The organism is Collimonas silvisoli (genome assembly GCF_018305005.1).
Classification (GTDB): Bacteria; Pseudomonadota; Gammaproteobacteria; order Burkholderiales; family Burkholderiaceae_D; genus Collimonas; species Collimonas silvisoli.
Genome location: NZ_JAGQEG010000001.1, coordinates 17,737 through 33,248 on the forward strand (window position 1 = coordinate 17,737; position 15,512 = coordinate 33,248).

General features: G+C 54.0%; 20 protein-coding genes. 18 read left to right on the forward strand and 2 right to left on the reverse strand.

What is annotated here, in order from left to right; translation table 11 throughout:
* The 10 genes from KHU33_RS00070 to KHU33_RS00115 all read left to right on the forward strand — a co-directional run bounded on the left by KHU33_RS00070 (position 1) and on the right by KHU33_RS00115 (position 9,039).
* Entirely contained in the window at positions 1-1,113 is a 1,113-nt protein-coding gene (locus KHU33_RS00070) for a TagK domain-containing protein (protein ID WP_211460491.1), read from the forward strand.
* Positions 1,110-1,967 (forward strand): type VI secretion system accessory protein TagJ, encoded by an 858-nt coding sequence (locus KHU33_RS00075; RefSeq protein WP_211460492.1) that lies wholly within the window; start codon positions 1,110-1,112, stop codon positions 1,965-1,967. Before KHU33_RS00070 ends, KHU33_RS00075 begins: the two co-directional genes overlap by 4 nt.
* Positions 1,955-2,521 carry a type VI secretion system baseplate subunit TssE gene (gene tssE, locus KHU33_RS00080; RefSeq protein ID WP_211460493.1) on the forward strand — a complete coding sequence of 189 codons (567 nt, stop codon included), beginning with the start codon at positions 1,955-1,957 and terminating at the stop codon, positions 2,519-2,521. The genes KHU33_RS00075 and tssE overlap by 13 nt, the downstream gene beginning before the upstream one ends.
* Before the next feature lie 28 nt (positions 2,522-2,549).
* A complete protein-coding gene (tssF, locus tag KHU33_RS00085) occupies positions 2,550-4,427 on the forward strand; it encodes a type VI secretion system baseplate subunit TssF (protein WP_211460494.1) in 1,878 nt (625 codons plus the stop codon).
* Positions 4,427-5,497 carry a type VI secretion system baseplate subunit TssG gene (tssG, locus tag KHU33_RS00090; RefSeq protein WP_211460495.1) on the forward strand — a complete coding sequence of 357 codons (1,071 nt, stop codon included), beginning with the start codon at positions 4,427-4,429 and terminating at the stop codon, positions 5,495-5,497. The genes tssF and tssG overlap by 1 nt, the downstream gene beginning before the upstream one ends.
* A gap of 4 nt (positions 5,498-5,501) precedes the next feature.
* Positions 5,502-6,611, forward strand: a complete 1,110-nt coding sequence (locus tag KHU33_RS00095) for a type VI secretion system protein TssA (RefSeq protein WP_230413962.1) — start codon at positions 5,502-5,504, stop codon at positions 6,609-6,611.
* Between the two features lie 205 nt (positions 6,612-6,816).
* On the forward strand, positions 6,817-8,061 hold the full coding sequence (gene vgrG, locus KHU33_RS00100; protein WP_211460496.1) for a type VI secretion system tip protein VgrG: 1,245 nt from the start codon (positions 6,817-6,819) through the stop codon (positions 8,059-8,061).
* 59 nt (positions 8,062-8,120) lie between these two features.
* Entirely contained in the window at positions 8,121-8,330 is a 210-nt protein-coding gene (locus KHU33_RS00105) for a hypothetical protein (protein WP_211460497.1), read from the forward strand.
* Positions 8,331-8,407: 77 nt separating this feature from the next.
* Positions 8,408-8,653, forward strand: coding sequence for a hypothetical protein (locus tag KHU33_RS00110; protein ID WP_211460498.1), 246 nt, complete (start codon positions 8,408-8,410; stop codon positions 8,651-8,653).
* A 140-nt stretch (positions 8,654-8,793) separates the two neighbouring features.
* The gene (locus KHU33_RS00115; RefSeq protein ID WP_211460499.1) at positions 8,794-9,039 is read left to right on the forward strand and encodes a GlsB/YeaQ/YmgE family stress response membrane protein; all 246 of its coding nucleotides are present in this window, start codon (positions 8,794-8,796) and stop codon (positions 9,037-9,039) included.
* A gap of 5 nt (positions 9,040-9,044) precedes the next feature.
* On the opposite strand, the gene KHU33_RS00120 is transcribed toward KHU33_RS00115, so the two are convergent.
* A complete protein-coding gene (locus KHU33_RS00120; RefSeq protein ID WP_211460500.1) occupies positions 9,045-9,260 on the reverse strand; it encodes a hypothetical protein in 216 nt (71 codons plus the stop codon).
* A gap of 435 nt (positions 9,261-9,695) precedes the next feature.
* Here KHU33_RS00120 and KHU33_RS00125 point away from each other — a divergent pair, with 435 nt between their 5' ends.
* On the forward strand, positions 9,696-10,331 hold the full coding sequence (locus tag KHU33_RS00125; RefSeq protein ID WP_230413963.1) for a DUF2968 domain-containing protein: 636 nt from the start codon (positions 9,696-9,698) through the stop codon (positions 10,329-10,331).
* Between the two features lie 209 nt (positions 10,332-10,540).
* Here the strand turns inward: KHU33_RS00125 and KHU33_RS00130 are convergent, their stop codons facing one another.
* Positions 10,541-10,756, reverse strand: coding sequence for a phage virion morphogenesis protein (locus tag KHU33_RS00130; protein WP_211460502.1), 216 nt, complete (start codon positions 10,754-10,756; stop codon positions 10,541-10,543).
* A gap of 910 nt (positions 10,757-11,666) precedes the next feature.
* Here KHU33_RS00130 and KHU33_RS00135 point away from each other — a divergent pair.
* The 7 genes from KHU33_RS00135 (at position 11,667) to KHU33_RS00165 (ending at position 15,462) form a co-directional block, all read left to right on the forward strand.
* The gene (locus KHU33_RS00135) at positions 11,667-11,906 is read left to right on the forward strand and encodes a hypothetical protein (RefSeq protein WP_211460566.1); all 240 of its coding nucleotides are present in this window, start codon (positions 11,667-11,669) and stop codon (positions 11,904-11,906) included.
* 557 nt (positions 11,907-12,463) lie between these two features.
* A complete protein-coding gene (locus tag KHU33_RS00140) occupies positions 12,464-12,739 on the forward strand; it encodes a hypothetical protein (RefSeq protein ID WP_211460503.1) in 276 nt (91 codons plus the stop codon).
* Between the two features lie 53 nt (positions 12,740-12,792).
* A complete protein-coding gene (locus tag KHU33_RS00145) occupies positions 12,793-13,110 on the forward strand; it encodes a hypothetical protein (protein WP_211460504.1) in 318 nt (105 codons plus the stop codon).
* 20 nt (positions 13,111-13,130) lie between these two features.
* Complete coding sequence (locus tag KHU33_RS00150; RefSeq protein ID WP_211460505.1) at positions 13,131-13,424, forward strand: hypothetical protein; 294 nt, start codon at positions 13,131-13,133, stop codon at positions 13,422-13,424.
* Between the two features lie 86 nt (positions 13,425-13,510).
* Positions 13,511-13,816, forward strand: coding sequence for a hypothetical protein (locus KHU33_RS00155; protein ID WP_211460506.1), 306 nt, complete (start codon positions 13,511-13,513; stop codon positions 13,814-13,816).
* Between the two features lie 273 nt (positions 13,817-14,089).
* Positions 14,090-14,665 carry a metal-dependent hydrolase gene (locus KHU33_RS00160; protein ID WP_211460507.1) on the forward strand — a complete coding sequence of 192 codons (576 nt, stop codon included), beginning with the start codon at positions 14,090-14,092 and terminating at the stop codon, positions 14,663-14,665.
* 71 nt (positions 14,666-14,736) lie between these two features.
* Positions 14,737-15,462 carry a hypothetical protein gene (locus tag KHU33_RS00165; protein ID WP_211460508.1) on the forward strand — a complete coding sequence of 242 codons (726 nt, stop codon included), beginning with the start codon at positions 14,737-14,739 and terminating at the stop codon, positions 15,460-15,462.
* The last annotated feature ends 50 nt before the right edge of the window (positions 15,463-15,512 follow it).

A 15,512-nucleotide genomic window follows, 5' to 3' on the forward strand; every position in this document is an offset into this window, starting at 1 on the left:
TTGTATGACGATACTACTTGGCGCGGGCGGCTCGACATGAAACCCGGCATGAAAGCCGATCTGCGCTTGCGCGTCATTCAGCAATATGGCGTCAATGCGGGGCAGGACGCCATCGTGACGTTTTCCGAAGACGATCAGCTTGGCGCCGCCAGCCTGGGGCATCTGCTGCCGCAGGCGGAATTCGCCTGGCTGGCAGACGCCCATTGCACTGTGCATTGGCAGGCGCTATGGACCACATCTGCATGGTGGCTGCGGCACGGGAGCCAAATCTGGGCTTGCACTGTTAACGATGCACCGCTGGCATATGGCGAGTCGGTCATGCTGCATACCGGCGATCGGATTGAACTCGGCATGCTGTGTCTTGAAGTGCTTGATTCGCCAGTATCGTCGTCAACTGCAGCTAGCGTTGCAGCGCCCGTTCCAGAGCAAACCGGGCAAAACGTAGCCGATACGGCGGCAGACGGGATTGCCTATCGAGACGCGAATCCGAGATCTTCCCTGTCCGACCTGGCGGACGGCGAGCGCTGGGAACATCCGGCGGGCAGCCTGGCGCCGTGGGCCGATCCTTTTGACATCGTCCGTTCAACCGAACTGCCGGCAAGTCGCTTTTTGCCAGAAGCCGGCACCGCCGCTGATGTCTCGGATCACGCTGCCGACGATAAGCGGCGCGTGTTGCAACGCGAGCACGATGTACTTGCCGGCCTGGCTAACGAGTATGTACAGGCGATTGTCGACCCGGCCTCGTTGCATGCGCAGCAAATGAGCGCCGGCAGCGTTGCAGTCGCCGCATCCAGGTTAAAAACTCCGGAGCAGCTTGCCGCCCAACTGGACCAGCATGCCTCGCTCGAAGACCTGCTGTCGGGTCCCATGACGATGGACCAGGTATTGGCGCAACTGGGAACGGAAGATGCCGCCACCTGCAGGATCGATAGCGGCCACGACGATATCTTGCGGCTGTTTGCCAACGGCATTCTCGCGAACGATATCCGAGCGCGGCCGCCGGCACTGACGCGGCGCGAACATCATGCGATCAGCCCGGACAGTCACTATACACCAGGGCAGGCCGCAGGAAAAAACATATCTTCAACGCCACAACAGACGGAAACGGAATGAATTCTTTACCTGCGAAGCATCTCGCCGGCAGCACACAGACGCTTGCGGCCCTGTTGCAACAAAACTCCTTAGCCGATGTTCTGCTGCAAATAGAGACAAAAGTCCGCGCGGCCCCGGCAGACATCAAGCTGCGCTGGACGCTGTTTCAGATCCTGTGCCTGCTTGGTTATTGGCCACGCGCTTTGAAACAATTGCAGGTGTGCGGCCGGATGCAAGCCGGCCTGGCAACGGTGGCGCATGGCATGCGCGACTTGATCCGCGCGGAGTCGATGCGCAACGCCGTGTTCGCGGGCAAGGCGCGGCCGGGCGCCATGGCAGCGGACTTGCCGGCCTGGGCCAACGGCCTGCTGGACGCCTTGCGCCATGCCGCCGACGGCAATCCGGCTGCTGCCGACGATGCGCGGGAAAACGCGTTGTCATCGGCGCCAGAGGTTTCCGGTGTCAGCGCCTTGGGACGGTTTGACTGGATTGCCGACAGCGATTCCCGTTTAGGTCCGACAGCCGAATTCATCGTCGGCGGCATGCTGCGCTGGTGTCCGTTCAGCGAATTGGCCGCTTTGCGGATACATGCGCCAGACAGCATGCTGGAGCTGATCTGGGCACGTGTCGATTGCAACTTGCGCGACGGCACCCGGTTAAAAGGATATATGCCGGCGCGTTACCCAGGCTCCGAAAACGCCGATGACGCATTGCGCTTGTCGCGCCAAACCATGTGGAGCGAAGTAGGGCGCAGCGGTGTCTTCGGTCTCGGACAAAAGACCTGGATGACGGATGGCGGAGATATCGCCTTGCTGGATATGCGCGAGCTGAGATTTGACGTCGATAACAGCGGAGACGGCCCATGCAACGCGTAGCCGGAAACAGGCTTGAACACAGCGATGGCAAAGAGAGCCAGAAAGCGCCTGCAGTGCGCCCCTACGCCCACCTGTTGCCGACCTTGTTCGATCGCCTCAGAGACGATGCGCCCTTGAGAAAAAACGAGGGGCCGGGAGAATATACCGTGTCGCGTCAGCAGATGCGTGAAATTGTGCAGCGTGACTTGGCCTACCTGTTAAACACCGCCAACATCGAAGACTTGATCGATAGGGAGTCTCATCCGGAAGCGGCAGCGTCAACCGTCAATTTCGGGATTCCGGCGCTGGCAGGCAGTTATCTGTCGGAGGGAAAATGGGCGCATATCGAAAAGCTGATCCGCCGCGCTATCGCCGATTTCGAGCCGCGTCTGGTGCCGGACGCACTGCAGGTGATGCCGCTAATGAAAGACAGCGCCTCCCATCAATACAACGTGCTGCTGTTCGAGATCCGCGGCTTGATCCGCATGGACCCGTATCCGATGGAGTTCATGGTGCAAAGCTCGGTCGATCTGGAAACCAATCGGATGTCGATTGTTTCGACCCGGGCGCGCTGACACAACTTAAGTTGAAAAAAGAATATCTATGGATCCACTTCTTCTTGAATACTACAACCGCGAACTCGTCTACATGCGCGAGATGGCCGGTGAATTTGCAGAGCAGCACCCGAAGATTGCCAAGCGTCTCGGCATGCACGGCATCGAGGTGGCCGACCCCTATGTCGAGCGCTTGATAGAAGCCTTCTCATTCATGTCGGCACGCACCCAGATCAAGCTGGATGCCGAATTTCCCCGTTTCACGCAGCGCTTGCTGGAGGTGATCTACCCCAATTACGTTTGTCCGACGCCATCCATGGCGGTGGCGCAGTTGCGGCCCAGTCCGAACGAAGGGGATTTCAGCAAGGGTTTCCGGGTTCCCCGGCAAACCGCGTTTCGCGCCAAAATTCCGCATGGCGAGCAGACATCCTGCGAATTCCGCAGCAGTCAGGATGTCATGCTGTGGCCGATCGAGATTACGGAAGCAAAGCTGACTGCCGCGCCGCCGGATATTCCTGCGCTGGACCGTCATCTGGCTGCGCATATACAGGTGCAGGGGGCATTGCGCTTGAAGTGCCGCGTGACGGGGGAGATGAATTTTGCCGATCTGCAGGGACTGGACCGGCTGCCGGTATATCTTTGCGGCGACGATGCCATTGCGTCGCATCTGTTCGAACTGTTGCACACTTCTGCGGTGGCGACGTATACCAACGTCCCCGGCGACACCTTGCGGCCGCATGTGGTCACGCGGGATGCGCTGGTGCATGAAGGATTGAATCCCGATCAGGGCTTGCTGCCGCTCGCCTGGAATACTTTTCATGGCAACAATCTGTTGCATGAATACTTTGCCTGTCCCAGCCGCTTCTATTTCTTCGCGCTGACACAGCTGGCGCCTGGGCTGGCGCGTATCAACGCACAGGAAGTCGAAATCATCGTGCTGCTGTCGAAGCAGCCGGGGGCGCTGATCAACAACGTCGACGCCAGGCAGTTCGCCTTGCATTGCACGCCGGTGATCAATTTGTTTCCCAGCCGTACCGATCGTATCGAAGTCAATACTGCGCAGCCTGAGTTCCATCTGGTGCCGGATCGCGCCAGACCGATGGATTATGAAGTGTTTTCGGTAAGCGAGATTAACGCGCAACTGCCGGAGTCGTCCGCTGCCATTGATTTTCGCCCCATGTTCCAGACCTTGAATCAGGATGAAGGCAATTTCGGCAGGTATTTCTCGTTGCGCCGCGAGCGCAGGCTTGCCTCTCATGCCGCCCGTAAATATGGCACTCGCACGCCTTATACCGGCACCGAGGTCTTTGTGTCGCTGGTCGATCAGAATGAGGCGCCGTATAGCGACGACATCCGCTATCTTTCCGTGCAGGCTTTGCTGACCAATCGCGATCTGCCTGGCGTTGTGCCGCGCAACGGCGTGTCCGACCTGAGCGTTGCCGATTCGATCCCGGTCGCCGGCGTCGGCCTGATTCGTCCGCCCAGCACACCGCAAGCGCCGTTCGCAGAACGTGAGCACGCATGGCGCTTGATACGTCAGCTGGGCTTCAATTATCTGCCCTTGGCAAACATGAACGGGCGCGAGGGCGGGCAAGCCTTGCGCGACCTGTTGCGGCTGTTTGTGATCGGCGACGATTCGGTACAGATGCGGCAAGTGCAAAACCTGATCGGTTCCGACATCGAACCCGTCACGCGCCGCTTGCCGGGCAGCGGCCCGCTGGTCTACGGCCGCGGCGTGAGCTGCCGTTTGACGGTGGATGAAACAGGTTTCTCCGGCACCAGTCCCTATCTGTTTGGCTTGATACTTGAACATTGGCTGGCGCGGCACGTATCGATCAATGTCTTTACGCAAACCGAGCTGCATTCGATGCAACGCGGCATGGTCAGCCGCTGGCCGGTGCGCATGGGCGGCCGGGGAGTGGTTTGATGGATATACCGGTACGATCGCATGCTTTTGCTGCCGGCGCCGCCACTGCCACCGCCGCCGCAACTGCGCTGCACTATCGGCTGGTCGCAGCGCAAACGCAGCCGTGGCAACATAGCTTTACGACGCTGCTGCGTTATCTGGCGGCGCGCCATGGCGCAGCGACGCCAGCAATCGGTAAAGCGATGCGGCCGCAAGAAGAGCCGTTCCGGCTCGGGCAGCAGCCTACGCTGGCGTTTGCGTCACGGGAAATTGCCCATGTGGAGCTCAAGCAATCCGGTCCGCACATCAGTCTGTTCAGCCTCGGCATGCTGGGTCCCAACGGGCCGCTGCCTATCCACTTTACCGAGATTGCCAAAGACCGGCTGGACAACCGGCGCGATGCGACGCTGACAAGTTTTTTAAACGTTTTTCATCACCGCGCGATGACGCATCAGTATCGCGCATGGGCCCAGTCGCAGTCCGCGGCGGGGCTGGACCGCTCGGAAGATGAAGCTTTTTCTCGCTACGTGAGCCGCCTGGCAGGCAACGATCCTGTCGATATAGCGTCTTCTCCGCTACCTACCCATGCGCGCATGGTGGCGTCTGCCCATCTGGTGCGCGAAGCCCGCAATCCCGACGGCTTGGCGGCCACGCTCGCGCACTATTGTGGGGTGCCCGTGCGGATTGAAGAAAACATGCTGCACTGGATCAGCGTGGCGCCTGAAGAACATACCCGTCTAGGCGTCGCTTCGGTAGCCTCGGTGATGGGTGAAGGCGCACTGGCCGGCGAGATGGTGCCGGATCGGCAGCACAAGTTCCGCATCGTTATCGGCCCCTTGAACTTGTCGCAGTATTTGCGCTTTACGCCAAAAGGCCGGGATCTGCCGATATTGGTCGAATGGGTGCGTGCCTTTGTCGGTTTTGAATACGTCTGGGACCTTGAATTGAAAGTGAAATCGAGCGCGGCGCCGGCCGCCCGCATCGGTGCCGAAGAGCGGCTCGGCTGGTCGACCTGGCTGGGAGACGGTCGCGTGGCTGAGGCCACCACCGGGATGATTTTTGAACCTGAACAGTATGTGAACTGCAAATAGAAAAATGACGACCAACAAAAAAAACAAGCAAGAACACAAGCAAGAAGCACCGGCCTGGATGGCGCCTCTATCCAAGACCGAGCCATGCGGCCCCAATCTTGAATACGATCCTGAATATGTGATGTTGGTGGCGAAGGCAGCGCCAAAGGGCGACACTCAGTATGGCGATTTCATCGGCGTTCCGGATGCGCCCAACTGGGGCGATATCGAAAGAGACTGCCGCCGCATATTGCTGCGCAGCCGCGATATCAGCATCCTGGTGCTGCTGTTGCGCAGCCGTACCCGTCTGGCGCAGGCGGAAGGGCTGCGCGAAGGATTAGCCATGCTGACGGCGTTGCTGGACGCATATCCGGACGACATTCATCCGCAAGCAATTGTCGAAGGCGAATTCGATTTGACGGTACGTGCCAATGCGCTTGCCACCATGACCGATCCGGAAGGGATACTGAGCGATATCCGTGAAATCGTCTTGATCAAAAATAGCGCCATGCGCTTGCAAGTACGGGATGTGGAACGTGCATTTGCTATCCCAAGGCCGGCCGATGCGCTGTCGGCTGCATCCGTGCGGCAGCAACTCGATGATTTGCGCCGCAGCCATGACAAGAACCTAAGCTCATTGACCGAAGCGGCCCGCTTGACCGCGCTGCTGCAAGCGTGGGCCGCCAGCACACTGGACGAACAGGCGCCGGATTTGAGCGCCTTGACGGAGCTTCTCGGCTTGTTCGCCAGAAGTGATCGGCCGCAAGCAGAGCAGGCTACGTCGGCAAGCAGCGCCATTGCAGCGCCGGTACCGCCGATGCATGCAGCAGATAACGTTATTGCGTCGCCGGTTGATCTCGTCGAGCAGCCGCTTTTGCCATTGCAAGCGATTTCTCCAGGCAGAGTCATGGCACCCTCGGATCCTCTGCAAGGCCGCGAGGCAGCATTGCAGGCGATGATAAAAACGCGAGAATGGTTTGAACAGGCCGAACCCAGCAGCCCGGTTGCGGTGCTGTTGCGGCAGGCGGAAAAACTGGTTGGGAAACGGTTTTCGGAAGTCGTGCAATGCATACCGCTGGAACTTCTCGAACGTTGGGAAGAAGAGGCGAAGAATCAACGCTTCACAGATAACTGACGATATCCGTGCCAACCAAATGCCCGGTCATATCGACGGCTGAGATTTGACAATGGCTGACACATTTCGAATTCAAATGCAGTTACATTGATACCTTCCTTTGATTATTGCTGCTGTTCCCCGTATCGGTTTTCATCATCGATACAGGGTGTTCTGTTGCCTTGACGGGACGCAAGCAACTATAAGATTTTAAGAAGAAGCCGCCATGTTCAACACTCATCGCACTCTAAGCGTCACAAGCAGTGTCATTCCTGAGCTTATGGGCCAACCCGCGTTAACTCCTGTGAGCCTTGTGGGAACCGAAGGGATCAACACGCTGTTCGACTACAAGCTGACTCTTAAAACGCCGGACACCTTGAATCACCTGGCGGACAAGGCAGCCAACTTCAATCTGGACGATTTCATCGGCCGCCAGTTGACAGCGACAATTGCGTTGGAAGGCGGCAATCTGGGCAATGCCGGCGCCGGCACGCGGGAAATAACTGGCCTGATCAGCGCTGCACGAGCGCTGCGTGAAGAGGGACGGCACGTGTTGTATGAGCTGACATTGCGGCCATGGCTGTATCTGGCAACGCTGACCTCGGATTGCAGGATATTTCAAGATATGACCGTGGTCGAACTGCTCGACAGCTTGCTGGTTGACTACGCTTTTCCGCTGGATAAGAGGCTGATCGAGAGCTACCCCCAGCGTGACCACCAGGCCCAATACAATGAAAGCGACTACGCGTTCTTCTGTCGTCTGTGCGAGGAAAATGGTATCAGCTGGTTCTTCGAGCATAGCGTCGGAGCGCATAGGCTGGTGCTGATCGACAGCATGGGCGCATACAAGAAATTTGCCGGCGGCGCCTGCCACGTCATGAATTTTCATGCCGAGGGCAAACGGATCGACGAGGAGACCATTCATGCTTTCGTGCCGGCCCGCAGCCTGACCTCGGGTAAATACAGCAGCGGCGATTACGACTACACGCGACCCAGGGCAGAGCTGAGCGCAAGCCGCAGCAATCCGCGCCCGACGGCGCAGAATCGGCGAGAGATGCATCAGTGGCATGCGGCTGCACACTACAGCCAGCTTAGCCTAGGCAACATCGCTCGCATTGAAGGCAGCACCGGAGGTAGAGATCCGCGAGGGGGAAGTTTTGAGTTGCTCGTGGATGGGCATGCCGCTATCCGCGTCAAAAAAGGACCATTGATCAACACCGCACTTCAGTCAAGGCACGTTGCGAGCGGAGAGCATATTGCCTCGCCCAGTGGCCGGCATCTTGGCCAGCGGCTGTTGGCGAGTGTGAAAAACAGGATCAAGCTGTTCAGCTACAAAGCAAGAATAAATCCGGTTGCCGCAACTGGCAATATCGATATTCAGGCCTTGCAGCACAGTATCAATCTGCTTACCAACCTCAACATCGCACAGACTGCCAATCGAATCGCCATCCAGTCACCTGACAATCTCTGACAGTTAAACATTGAATTCTCCGATACATTGAGATTCTGGATCAAGGTGGTGCATGGGGAATGAAATACAGCGCGCGCACGGATGATGCCGAAGTGAGGGCTTGGGTCGCACGGCTAGCGGACGAATCGCGCGCGGCCAGGGCGATGTTGACCGACTATGGCATCGAGGTCCCGCCTGACCGGAGAGTGCGCATGATCGAATCCAATCCTGGGGCGAATCATCGTGATGATTTGCAGGCGGACTGGGGGCAAGTGGGCATGTCCGAGTAAGTATCCGCGCTTGAATCACCCTTTCAAGATGTATGCGTGCCCGGTTATGCACAAGTGTTGGATGAGGCGAGGGAAGCATGAACAAGCTAAAAGACATTTTCGGTGCGCTGACAGTCATCGCTCTGCTGGGCTTGGCTAACGCCCTGGCAACAAGCGCAACTGAATATGCGGCGCCAACGGTGACTGAGACCGAGGCAGACATTCCGGTGCAGCAGATCAAGCTGTGCGATGCAGACATCCAGCCGAGTGATGGCAAGCTGATGTTTGAGTCGACGTGCCGGAACGGATTGAAATTATTCCCAAAGAGCGACGAACAACGTTAGCCGGTTTTTTTGAATGTGTGGCACTGCCCTCAATCGGAAAAACCGCCTTTGGCACCTTAGAACAGCACAAATTTTTCTAATGGCGTTTTGCGCTACTCTTGACGCGTAGTTTGACGATCATCAATTTTAAAAGGAATAACATGGGTTTAATCGTTTGGTTGATAGTTGGCGCGATTGCAGGATGGCTAGCAGGGGTTGTGGTCAAAGGTGGGGGCTTCGGCGTACTGGTTGACATCATCGTTGGCATCGCCGGCGCATTCATCGGTGGCTGGTTAGCAGGAGTAGTAGGAATCCATGTCGGCAGCGGCATTATCGGATCGATCATCACCGCTACCGTAGGGGCAATAATCCTGCTGTTCGTCCTGCGACTTGTCAAGCGCGCATGAATTAATTACGTGGTTGAAGAACGAATATTTGGAAATCCCGCTTGATTGCGGGTTTTCCCAGCGATTTCGCGATCCACATGAAATTCAGAGTTATAAATTACCCGCAGTCGCGAGATTTCATCTATCAGAAAGAATCCTGGCCAAAAATCTGATAGTTTTACCCAACTGACCACTCTGCTTGGCGCAGGGTTGGCCTCATCAAAATCCGGCACAGTCGCCAACTGCACAAATCCATCTGTTTCGCCTTTCTTTAATAGGAGGTCAAGTGCGACCGGGGAAAAGTAAACATCAATCTTGAGGCAAGCGATTCGGAATCGTCTTTCCGCTTGTGCTTGGAGAATGGAGCTTGGCCCTTTCTATATTTTGATGTCGATGAGCTACAAAGTGTCAGAGATTGCAAAATAGCACACGTTTCAGGTAATTTCCGTAGAAAGACATGAGGCTATTTTATAGAATTGCGCTTCGGGGAAATAATAAAGAAGGCGACACATGCGGACGCATGCGAGTTCTCGAATGGCCATCAGGTCGTCCTGACCAGGGCTGCGCGCAGGAAACCGCTCGCGCTGTTGAATTCACATCGAAAAAATTAATATTAGCGAGGAAATCAGGGGATGAAAGTGAATGTACGCGAAGCAGTCTGCGGTTTAGGATTGGGAATGCTGATTGCAAGCCTATCGATCAACGCACTGGCGCAGTCGTCTACCGCTAGCCCCGCGCCGGCAGCTGTCACAGCTACTCCGGCCACGATTGCCCCTAACAACGTTAGCACCATCAGCGAGTTGCTGCAATTGATGCAGAGCCAGAGTGTGAGCGAAATGCGCGCCACCTATAACGGTAACTACGGCGCCAGCCTGTTGTTCAAACCAGATAGCCGTACTTATTATGTCGCATTGTTCCAACAGAAGAATTTCTGGCGCGTCGTAAAAGCCACGTCGGATGTGCAGGCCAAGCAGGTCTACAAGAGTTTCGTTAGCCAGACCGAAAAGCTGGCTGAGGTGGATATTCGCCGCATCAAACTGGAAGCCGAAAAGGCATACACCGAGCAGTTGATTGCGGCTCAGGAAAACCGTCTGAACGCCTTGCAAAACGATCTGGTGGTGCAACAGCAGCAAGAACAAAACGTCTCGCTCCAACAAGATCATGCGCGTCAGCAAGCGCAGCTGCTAAGCAACAAACAACAGGCGGCGCGCAGCGAGTTGCGTGGCTTGCAAAATCGTATTCGTACGTTGGAAGCGCAACAAACGGTACTGGATAACAACCATTTCGGCGAAGGAAAGACTAGCAAGAAATAATTTGGACACGCCGGCAATATTTCGTCAGGCGATTTGTTTCGACGCTAAGCAGCAAACATATCGGGATGCTGACGGAATACAGTGAAGTCATGGCGATTGGACATGCAGCGCTAGAAAATCGGCCCTGAATAAATCAGGAGAATGAATATTGGCGCGGGTCAGATAGATAAAAATGGTTGCTGGATTTGCAGGAATATGAAATATTTCCATTACACGCGGACGATCCACGCCACACGTCCAAAAAAACCGACCGAGAGTTGGCTTTCGTCCTGTTCTATTTTAAAATTTTTTTGTGTGCTGATTTTTCGAAATAGCGCTGTTTTCTGCAGCTTTATGCGCTCCGTTTTGCTTCGCAGATTTTTACGGTTCTTGCGCGCCGCGTAAATTGCTCCGTCCGGCGCCTGCTGGCTGGCGAAGTGTTGCACCTAGTTGCGCCGCAAGTCCTGGGCTATCTTGCGCGTAACAACCCGGCGCTGACTGGGTTGGAGTTTGGCTAGCAAGGCCCCGGCCCGGGTTTCAACGGCGCGTAATACTTTCGTCAAATTGCTGAGTAGTTGATGTGTCATTGCTGACGCACGCCGACGACATGCATTGAGTTCAATCGTCCTATGGTTTGGAATATTTCAAACAGGCATTGAATTTTTACGATGGTCTTAAGCAGAGGCTGGCGGCGTATCCAACTAATGGTGTTTAGTACATCCGGACTTTGATCGCCCCGCCGGGTAGTAATCTTAATGCCCAGAAATAGCTGACTTGTATCTCACTCTTGTAAATCGGCCTCGCATAGTTCACTGAAAACAATTGCCGTGCAACAGGAGCAAGAGGCGATTGTCGAACTGTCGCTTGACCCGACTCCTGCAACGCAGAGATACTTGCCGTCGTCGATGTGTCCATAAAACTCTCCCGTTTCTAATAACTGTAGTTGACTGGGGGCGTCGTCAAGAATGGTGATGCGCATATGATCAATAAAACTGCTATTCGCTAAAACAAATTTGCCCCAAAAATGTACGGCAGCCCCCCGGCGGCGAGCCGTTCTGATGCGTTTGCAGGCAATTGTTATCTAGTGTTTCCATGTTAATGGAACGCACGATTGTTTGCCACTATTTAACAGATAAAGAATGTCAGAGAATGACAAATGTGAGCAGTAGCCCTGTGGTTATTTCGGACATTCCGGTGGGCTTTTCTACTATTCTGCACAGCATTTTTTTTGAATGCTCAACAATCTCCGACAGTCGGCCTGGATATCTTGCGCTAAATTGAATGCTGCTGGATATTCAAGGCAAGACAAGGTGATGCCTCCCATGTCGTCGCCCATCGAGGTCATGGGAAGAGGGGCTGGACGCCTTGATTGACATGTTCCACTTGAAGACTGACCTTGCATTGAGTCGCCTGCTCGACGTTGAGCCGACAGTGATCAGCAAAATCCGAAATCGTCACGCACCAGTTGGTGCAGCATTGTTGATTCGCATGCACGATGCCAGTGATTTAACTATCGGTGAATTATGCGGATTGATGGGAGACCGTCGAAAAAAAATTCGCATGGGCTTCAAATACTCCAAGCCAAAGCAAGATTGAATCCGCTACGCTAGAAATTAATCTCGAACTGACTCGAATAGATCAAATGAAGCAAGTCGAAATTGAGCAATAACGGACAAACTTTCCAGAAGAAAATCTGCATGACCGCCATGAAGAAAAACGTTAAAACTGGCCTGCGTGGCGTCAATGCGTTTTCCTATGACGCATTCCGGCGTTCTGAACAAGAAGGGAGGAACAGAAGTCGAGCGTCGCGACGACCCATTCGCATCGCAGTTGCGGCGATAGCATCGAACGTCAAAGCGGCCTAATCAGCAGCCATCATTAAAAGAGCCGGAGCGATCCGGTTTTTTTCGTCTGTTGCTTTCATCACGGCTTTCGCAATGTATGCCGATAGAGTCGCAACGTCGGCATGAGCTTTGCCTCTCGATGTTCAAACCGATTTCCTGCGGCACAAATGTCAGAGATTGTCAGATGCGCATTGATTCCATAGACGACATGGTGAAAGCCTGATAAGTTTTTCCAGTTGGCATCTACGGCGCTGCTGCACCCGTTGAGCCCTGCCAGAAACAATAATCAAATTTCAGGACGAGCACTTTATGTTCAACACCTCTCGCACTCTTAGCGTTCATAGCAGGGTTATCCCAGAGCTGATGTGGCAACCCGCTTTAATCCCCACGAGCCTGTCAGAGACCGAGGGAGTTAATCAGTTATTCGATTACAAGCTGATCCTGAAAACACCGGATGCATTGAATCATCTGGTTGCTGACGCAGCCAATTTCGACCTTGACGACTTCATCGGTCGAGAGTTGACTGTCAGCATTGAGTTGGAAGGAAGAAGCGGCACTTCTGTCTCAGGAGCAGTTGGCAAGTAAGACATTGCTAGCGACGATACACCCCTTTCTCTCACTTATTGCCAGGAACCCACATGACCACTAACGCCAATCCTGCAGCTCTCACAGACAAAGAACTCGATGAAACGGTGTCGTATGATCCGGATCGTTTGCTGGATGCCTTGATCGAGAAATTTCAGTTGAAAAATGACGCTGCGCTGAGTCGCAAGCTTTCAGTTGCGCCACCCGTAATCAGCAAGATCCGTCATCGTCGTTTGCCGGTGGGTGCATCAATGCTGCTTCGAATGCACGAGGAGAGTGAGCTGACCATTGCCGAATTGCGGGCTCTGCTGGGAGATCGTCGCAAGAAATTTCGCATTAGCGACAAACAGTTTAAGCCCAAGCAAGATTAACGGTTTTAGCAGAGTAATTGATGATGACAAACACCATAGTCGATGAAGCGGTGACGTATGACCCTAATCGTTTGCTTGACGCACTGATCGAAAAATTCCACCTAAAGAATGACGCTGCACTGAGTCGTTTGCTTGAGGTTGCTCCAACAACGCTCAGCAAAATTCGGCATCGTCGTTTGCCAGTGGGGGCGACATTGCTGATCAGTATGAATGAAGTCAGCGGCCTAACTATCGCTGAATTGCGAACCCTGATGGGAGATCGTCGTAAAAGATTTCGCATTAGCGATAAACAATTCAAACCCGAGAAAGATTGAAGCCGGCATATTTAAAACATGCCCAGACCTTAAACTGATTCGACTAGATCAACTGCCACCGCTGCCAGAATTGCCGACCATTGACGATGACTACCAACGCCTACTCAGACACACTGCCGAGCAACAAGCTCGATGACCAGGTGACTTATGACCCCAATCGGCTGCTGGACGCCTTGATCGAAAAAATGCACCTGAAATACGATGTTGCACTTTCTCGTCTGCTCGAAGTTGATCCACCAGTTATTAGCGCCATTCGCCATCGTCGTTTGCCAATAGGTCCGACATTGTTGATCAGTATGCATGAAGCCAGTGGCCTAACTATCGCTGAATTGCGATCTCTGATGGGGGATCATCGCAAAAAATTTAGCAGCGGCACTGTCTACACCAAGTAAGAAGAATGAAACTGAGGTCCGGCAGATCAATTCGGACCTCAAGTTACCGATGGCTAGATCGGATGCCGTCGCTACCACCTACAAAACTGCCAAGTTGGAATGGCGTTGATGATGCAGTAAAGGCAGCGTCAACCGCATTGCCTACTTATTGATTTGCATGCCGCTATATCTATAAATGCCTCAGCGCATGCTATGGCAAAATGATGAGCCTATTTGATCTCTGCACGTGACGCCTTCTTATTAAGAAATTTTTCACGCTAAAGTCTACTGACTATGCCTACTATCTTATCGCACGCAGCCGTTCCACTTGCTCTTGGGCTTGGATTAGGGGCACGTGTAGTCTCTCGTCGTTTGCTTGTCGCAGGCATCATCGCCTCAGTTTTGCCTGATTTCGATGTTCTAGCTTTTCATTTTCACGTGGCGTATTCAGATGCCCTTGGCCATCGCGGCATTAGTCACTCAATCGTGTTTGCGATCTTGGTTGCGCTCGTTACCTTGTTGCTTGCCTCACGTCTAAATACCACACGTAAAACTGCATTCCTGTTCGTTGCGATATGCGCAGTTTCACATGGGGTGCTTGACATGTTTACCAATGGCGGACTTGGTGTTGCTCTATTGTGGCCTTGGTCAACAGAGCGTTTTTTTGCCCCCTGGCAGGTGATCGAAGTCTCTCCGCTCGGTATTCAACGCGTCTTCAGTCAAAGAGGCATAGCGGTTCTGGTATCTGAGCTGCTATGGGTTTGGCTGCCGGCGACGATTACCTGTGCCGTGCTGTCTCTCATGCGTGTATTCGTTTCCCGTACCTTGGAGAAGCGAAAAAGCGTGGATAAGCAGCTGCGTGAGCGTTGAAGAATATCCAGTAGCGCATGTTCGTGAAGAACAATCTGCATTCATCCACGTAGGTCAAAAAAGATAAAGCCATGACACAAACAATGCAGTATTTCGTTGTATCGGATGACGTAGACGTCAAATCGTCATTGATTTACATATGGAAGATTCGTGATTTTAGCGGCGCTGTCGTTGGCTGCTATGTTGGCAAATCAAAGAACGGTGAAAAGCGCCCCCGAGGACATTACAAGCGTAACGTCGACAAGCTGTTAAAGGGATTACCTTATCGTGCCGGCAACCCTCACGGCTATAGGCGGGTCCACCACGCTTTGGCGCAAGCAGCTAGGGCGGGACACATCATTTCGGTAACCTACCTGCGCAACGTTCAGCCACATGAGGACATAAGCGACGTCGAGAAGCACTACATCCGACAATACGGATGTGACGCGGAAGACGGGATTGGCTTGAACGGCAGATCAAAGACAGAAAAACCGTCGGCCGTGGAGTTCAAGCAAGCTACCGCACCTGCATCCTTGGATAAGGGCGCCAGCACACTTAGTCAGATCAGGGATTTCGTTGAGAAGAACTTTCAACATTTGCTGCCCAAGCAGCTTTCGCACGGCTATGCATTTTATGTTGGTCAAACACGAATTCTGCGGCTTTCCCAATCTGGACCGAAGGCCAAAGTACGCCTGAAGCTTGCGATCTCATCACGTTATCGTGGCCGTGAAATTGAGATAGTGTGGGCTGGCACCGACTTAGAGCTAAAGCACCTCATCGACAGCGAGTTGCTGCTACATAGGGAGCATTACGCTTAGTTGTGCCGTCGTTGCCGCTACTGTTTTTGTAGTCACACGCAAAGAGGTTC

What these genes read in the sequence shown, in the direction of transcription:
- KHU33_RS00110 (WP_211460498.1), top strand. Translation starts at nt 8,408, where the DNA reads ATGAACAAGCTAAAAGACATTTTCGGTGCGCTGACAGTCATCGCTCTG.
- KHU33_RS00145 (WP_211460504.1), top strand. Translation starts at nt 12,793, where the DNA reads ATGACCACTAACGCCAATCCTGCAGCTCTCACAGACAAAGAACTCGAT.
- KHU33_RS00095 (WP_230413962.1), top strand. Translation starts at nt 5,502, where the DNA reads ATGACGACCAACAAAAAAAACAAGCAAGAACACAAGCAAGAAGCACCG.
- tssE (WP_211460493.1), top strand. Translation starts at nt 1,955, where the DNA reads ATGCAACGCGTAGCCGGAAACAGGCTTGAACACAGCGATGGCAAAGAG.
- KHU33_RS00150 (WP_211460505.1), top strand. Translation starts at nt 13,131, where the DNA reads ATGATGACAAACACCATAGTCGATGAAGCGGTGACGTATGACCCTAAT.
- tssF (WP_211460494.1), top strand. Translation starts at nt 2,550, where the DNA reads ATGGATCCACTTCTTCTTGAATACTACAACCGCGAACTCGTCTACATG.
- KHU33_RS00155 (WP_211460506.1), top strand. Translation starts at nt 13,511, where the DNA reads ATGACTACCAACGCCTACTCAGACACACTGCCGAGCAACAAGCTCGAT.
- KHU33_RS00140 (WP_211460503.1), top strand. Translation starts at nt 12,464, where the DNA reads ATGTTCAACACCTCTCGCACTCTTAGCGTTCATAGCAGGGTTATCCCA.
- KHU33_RS00075 (WP_211460492.1), top strand. Translation starts at nt 1,110, where the DNA reads ATGAATTCTTTACCTGCGAAGCATCTCGCCGGCAGCACACAGACGCTT.
- KHU33_RS00165 (WP_211460508.1), top strand. Translation starts at nt 14,737, where the DNA reads ATGACACAAACAATGCAGTATTTCGTTGTATCGGATGACGTAGACGTC.
- KHU33_RS00115 (WP_211460499.1), top strand. Translation starts at nt 8,794, where the DNA reads ATGGGTTTAATCGTTTGGTTGATAGTTGGCGCGATTGCAGGATGGCTA.
- KHU33_RS00125 (WP_230413963.1), top strand. Translation starts at nt 9,696, where the DNA reads ATGCTGATTGCAAGCCTATCGATCAACGCACTGGCGCAGTCGTCTACC.
- tssG (WP_211460495.1), top strand. Translation starts at nt 4,427, where the DNA reads ATGGATATACCGGTACGATCGCATGCTTTTGCTGCCGGCGCCGCCACT.
- vgrG (WP_211460496.1), top strand. Translation starts at nt 6,817, where the DNA reads ATGTTCAACACTCATCGCACTCTAAGCGTCACAAGCAGTGTCATTCCT.
- KHU33_RS00105 (WP_211460497.1), top strand. Translation starts at nt 8,121, where the DNA reads ATGAAATACAGCGCGCGCACGGATGATGCCGAAGTGAGGGCTTGGGTC.
- KHU33_RS00160 (WP_211460507.1), top strand. Translation starts at nt 14,090, where the DNA reads ATGCCTACTATCTTATCGCACGCAGCCGTTCCACTTGCTCTTGGGCTT.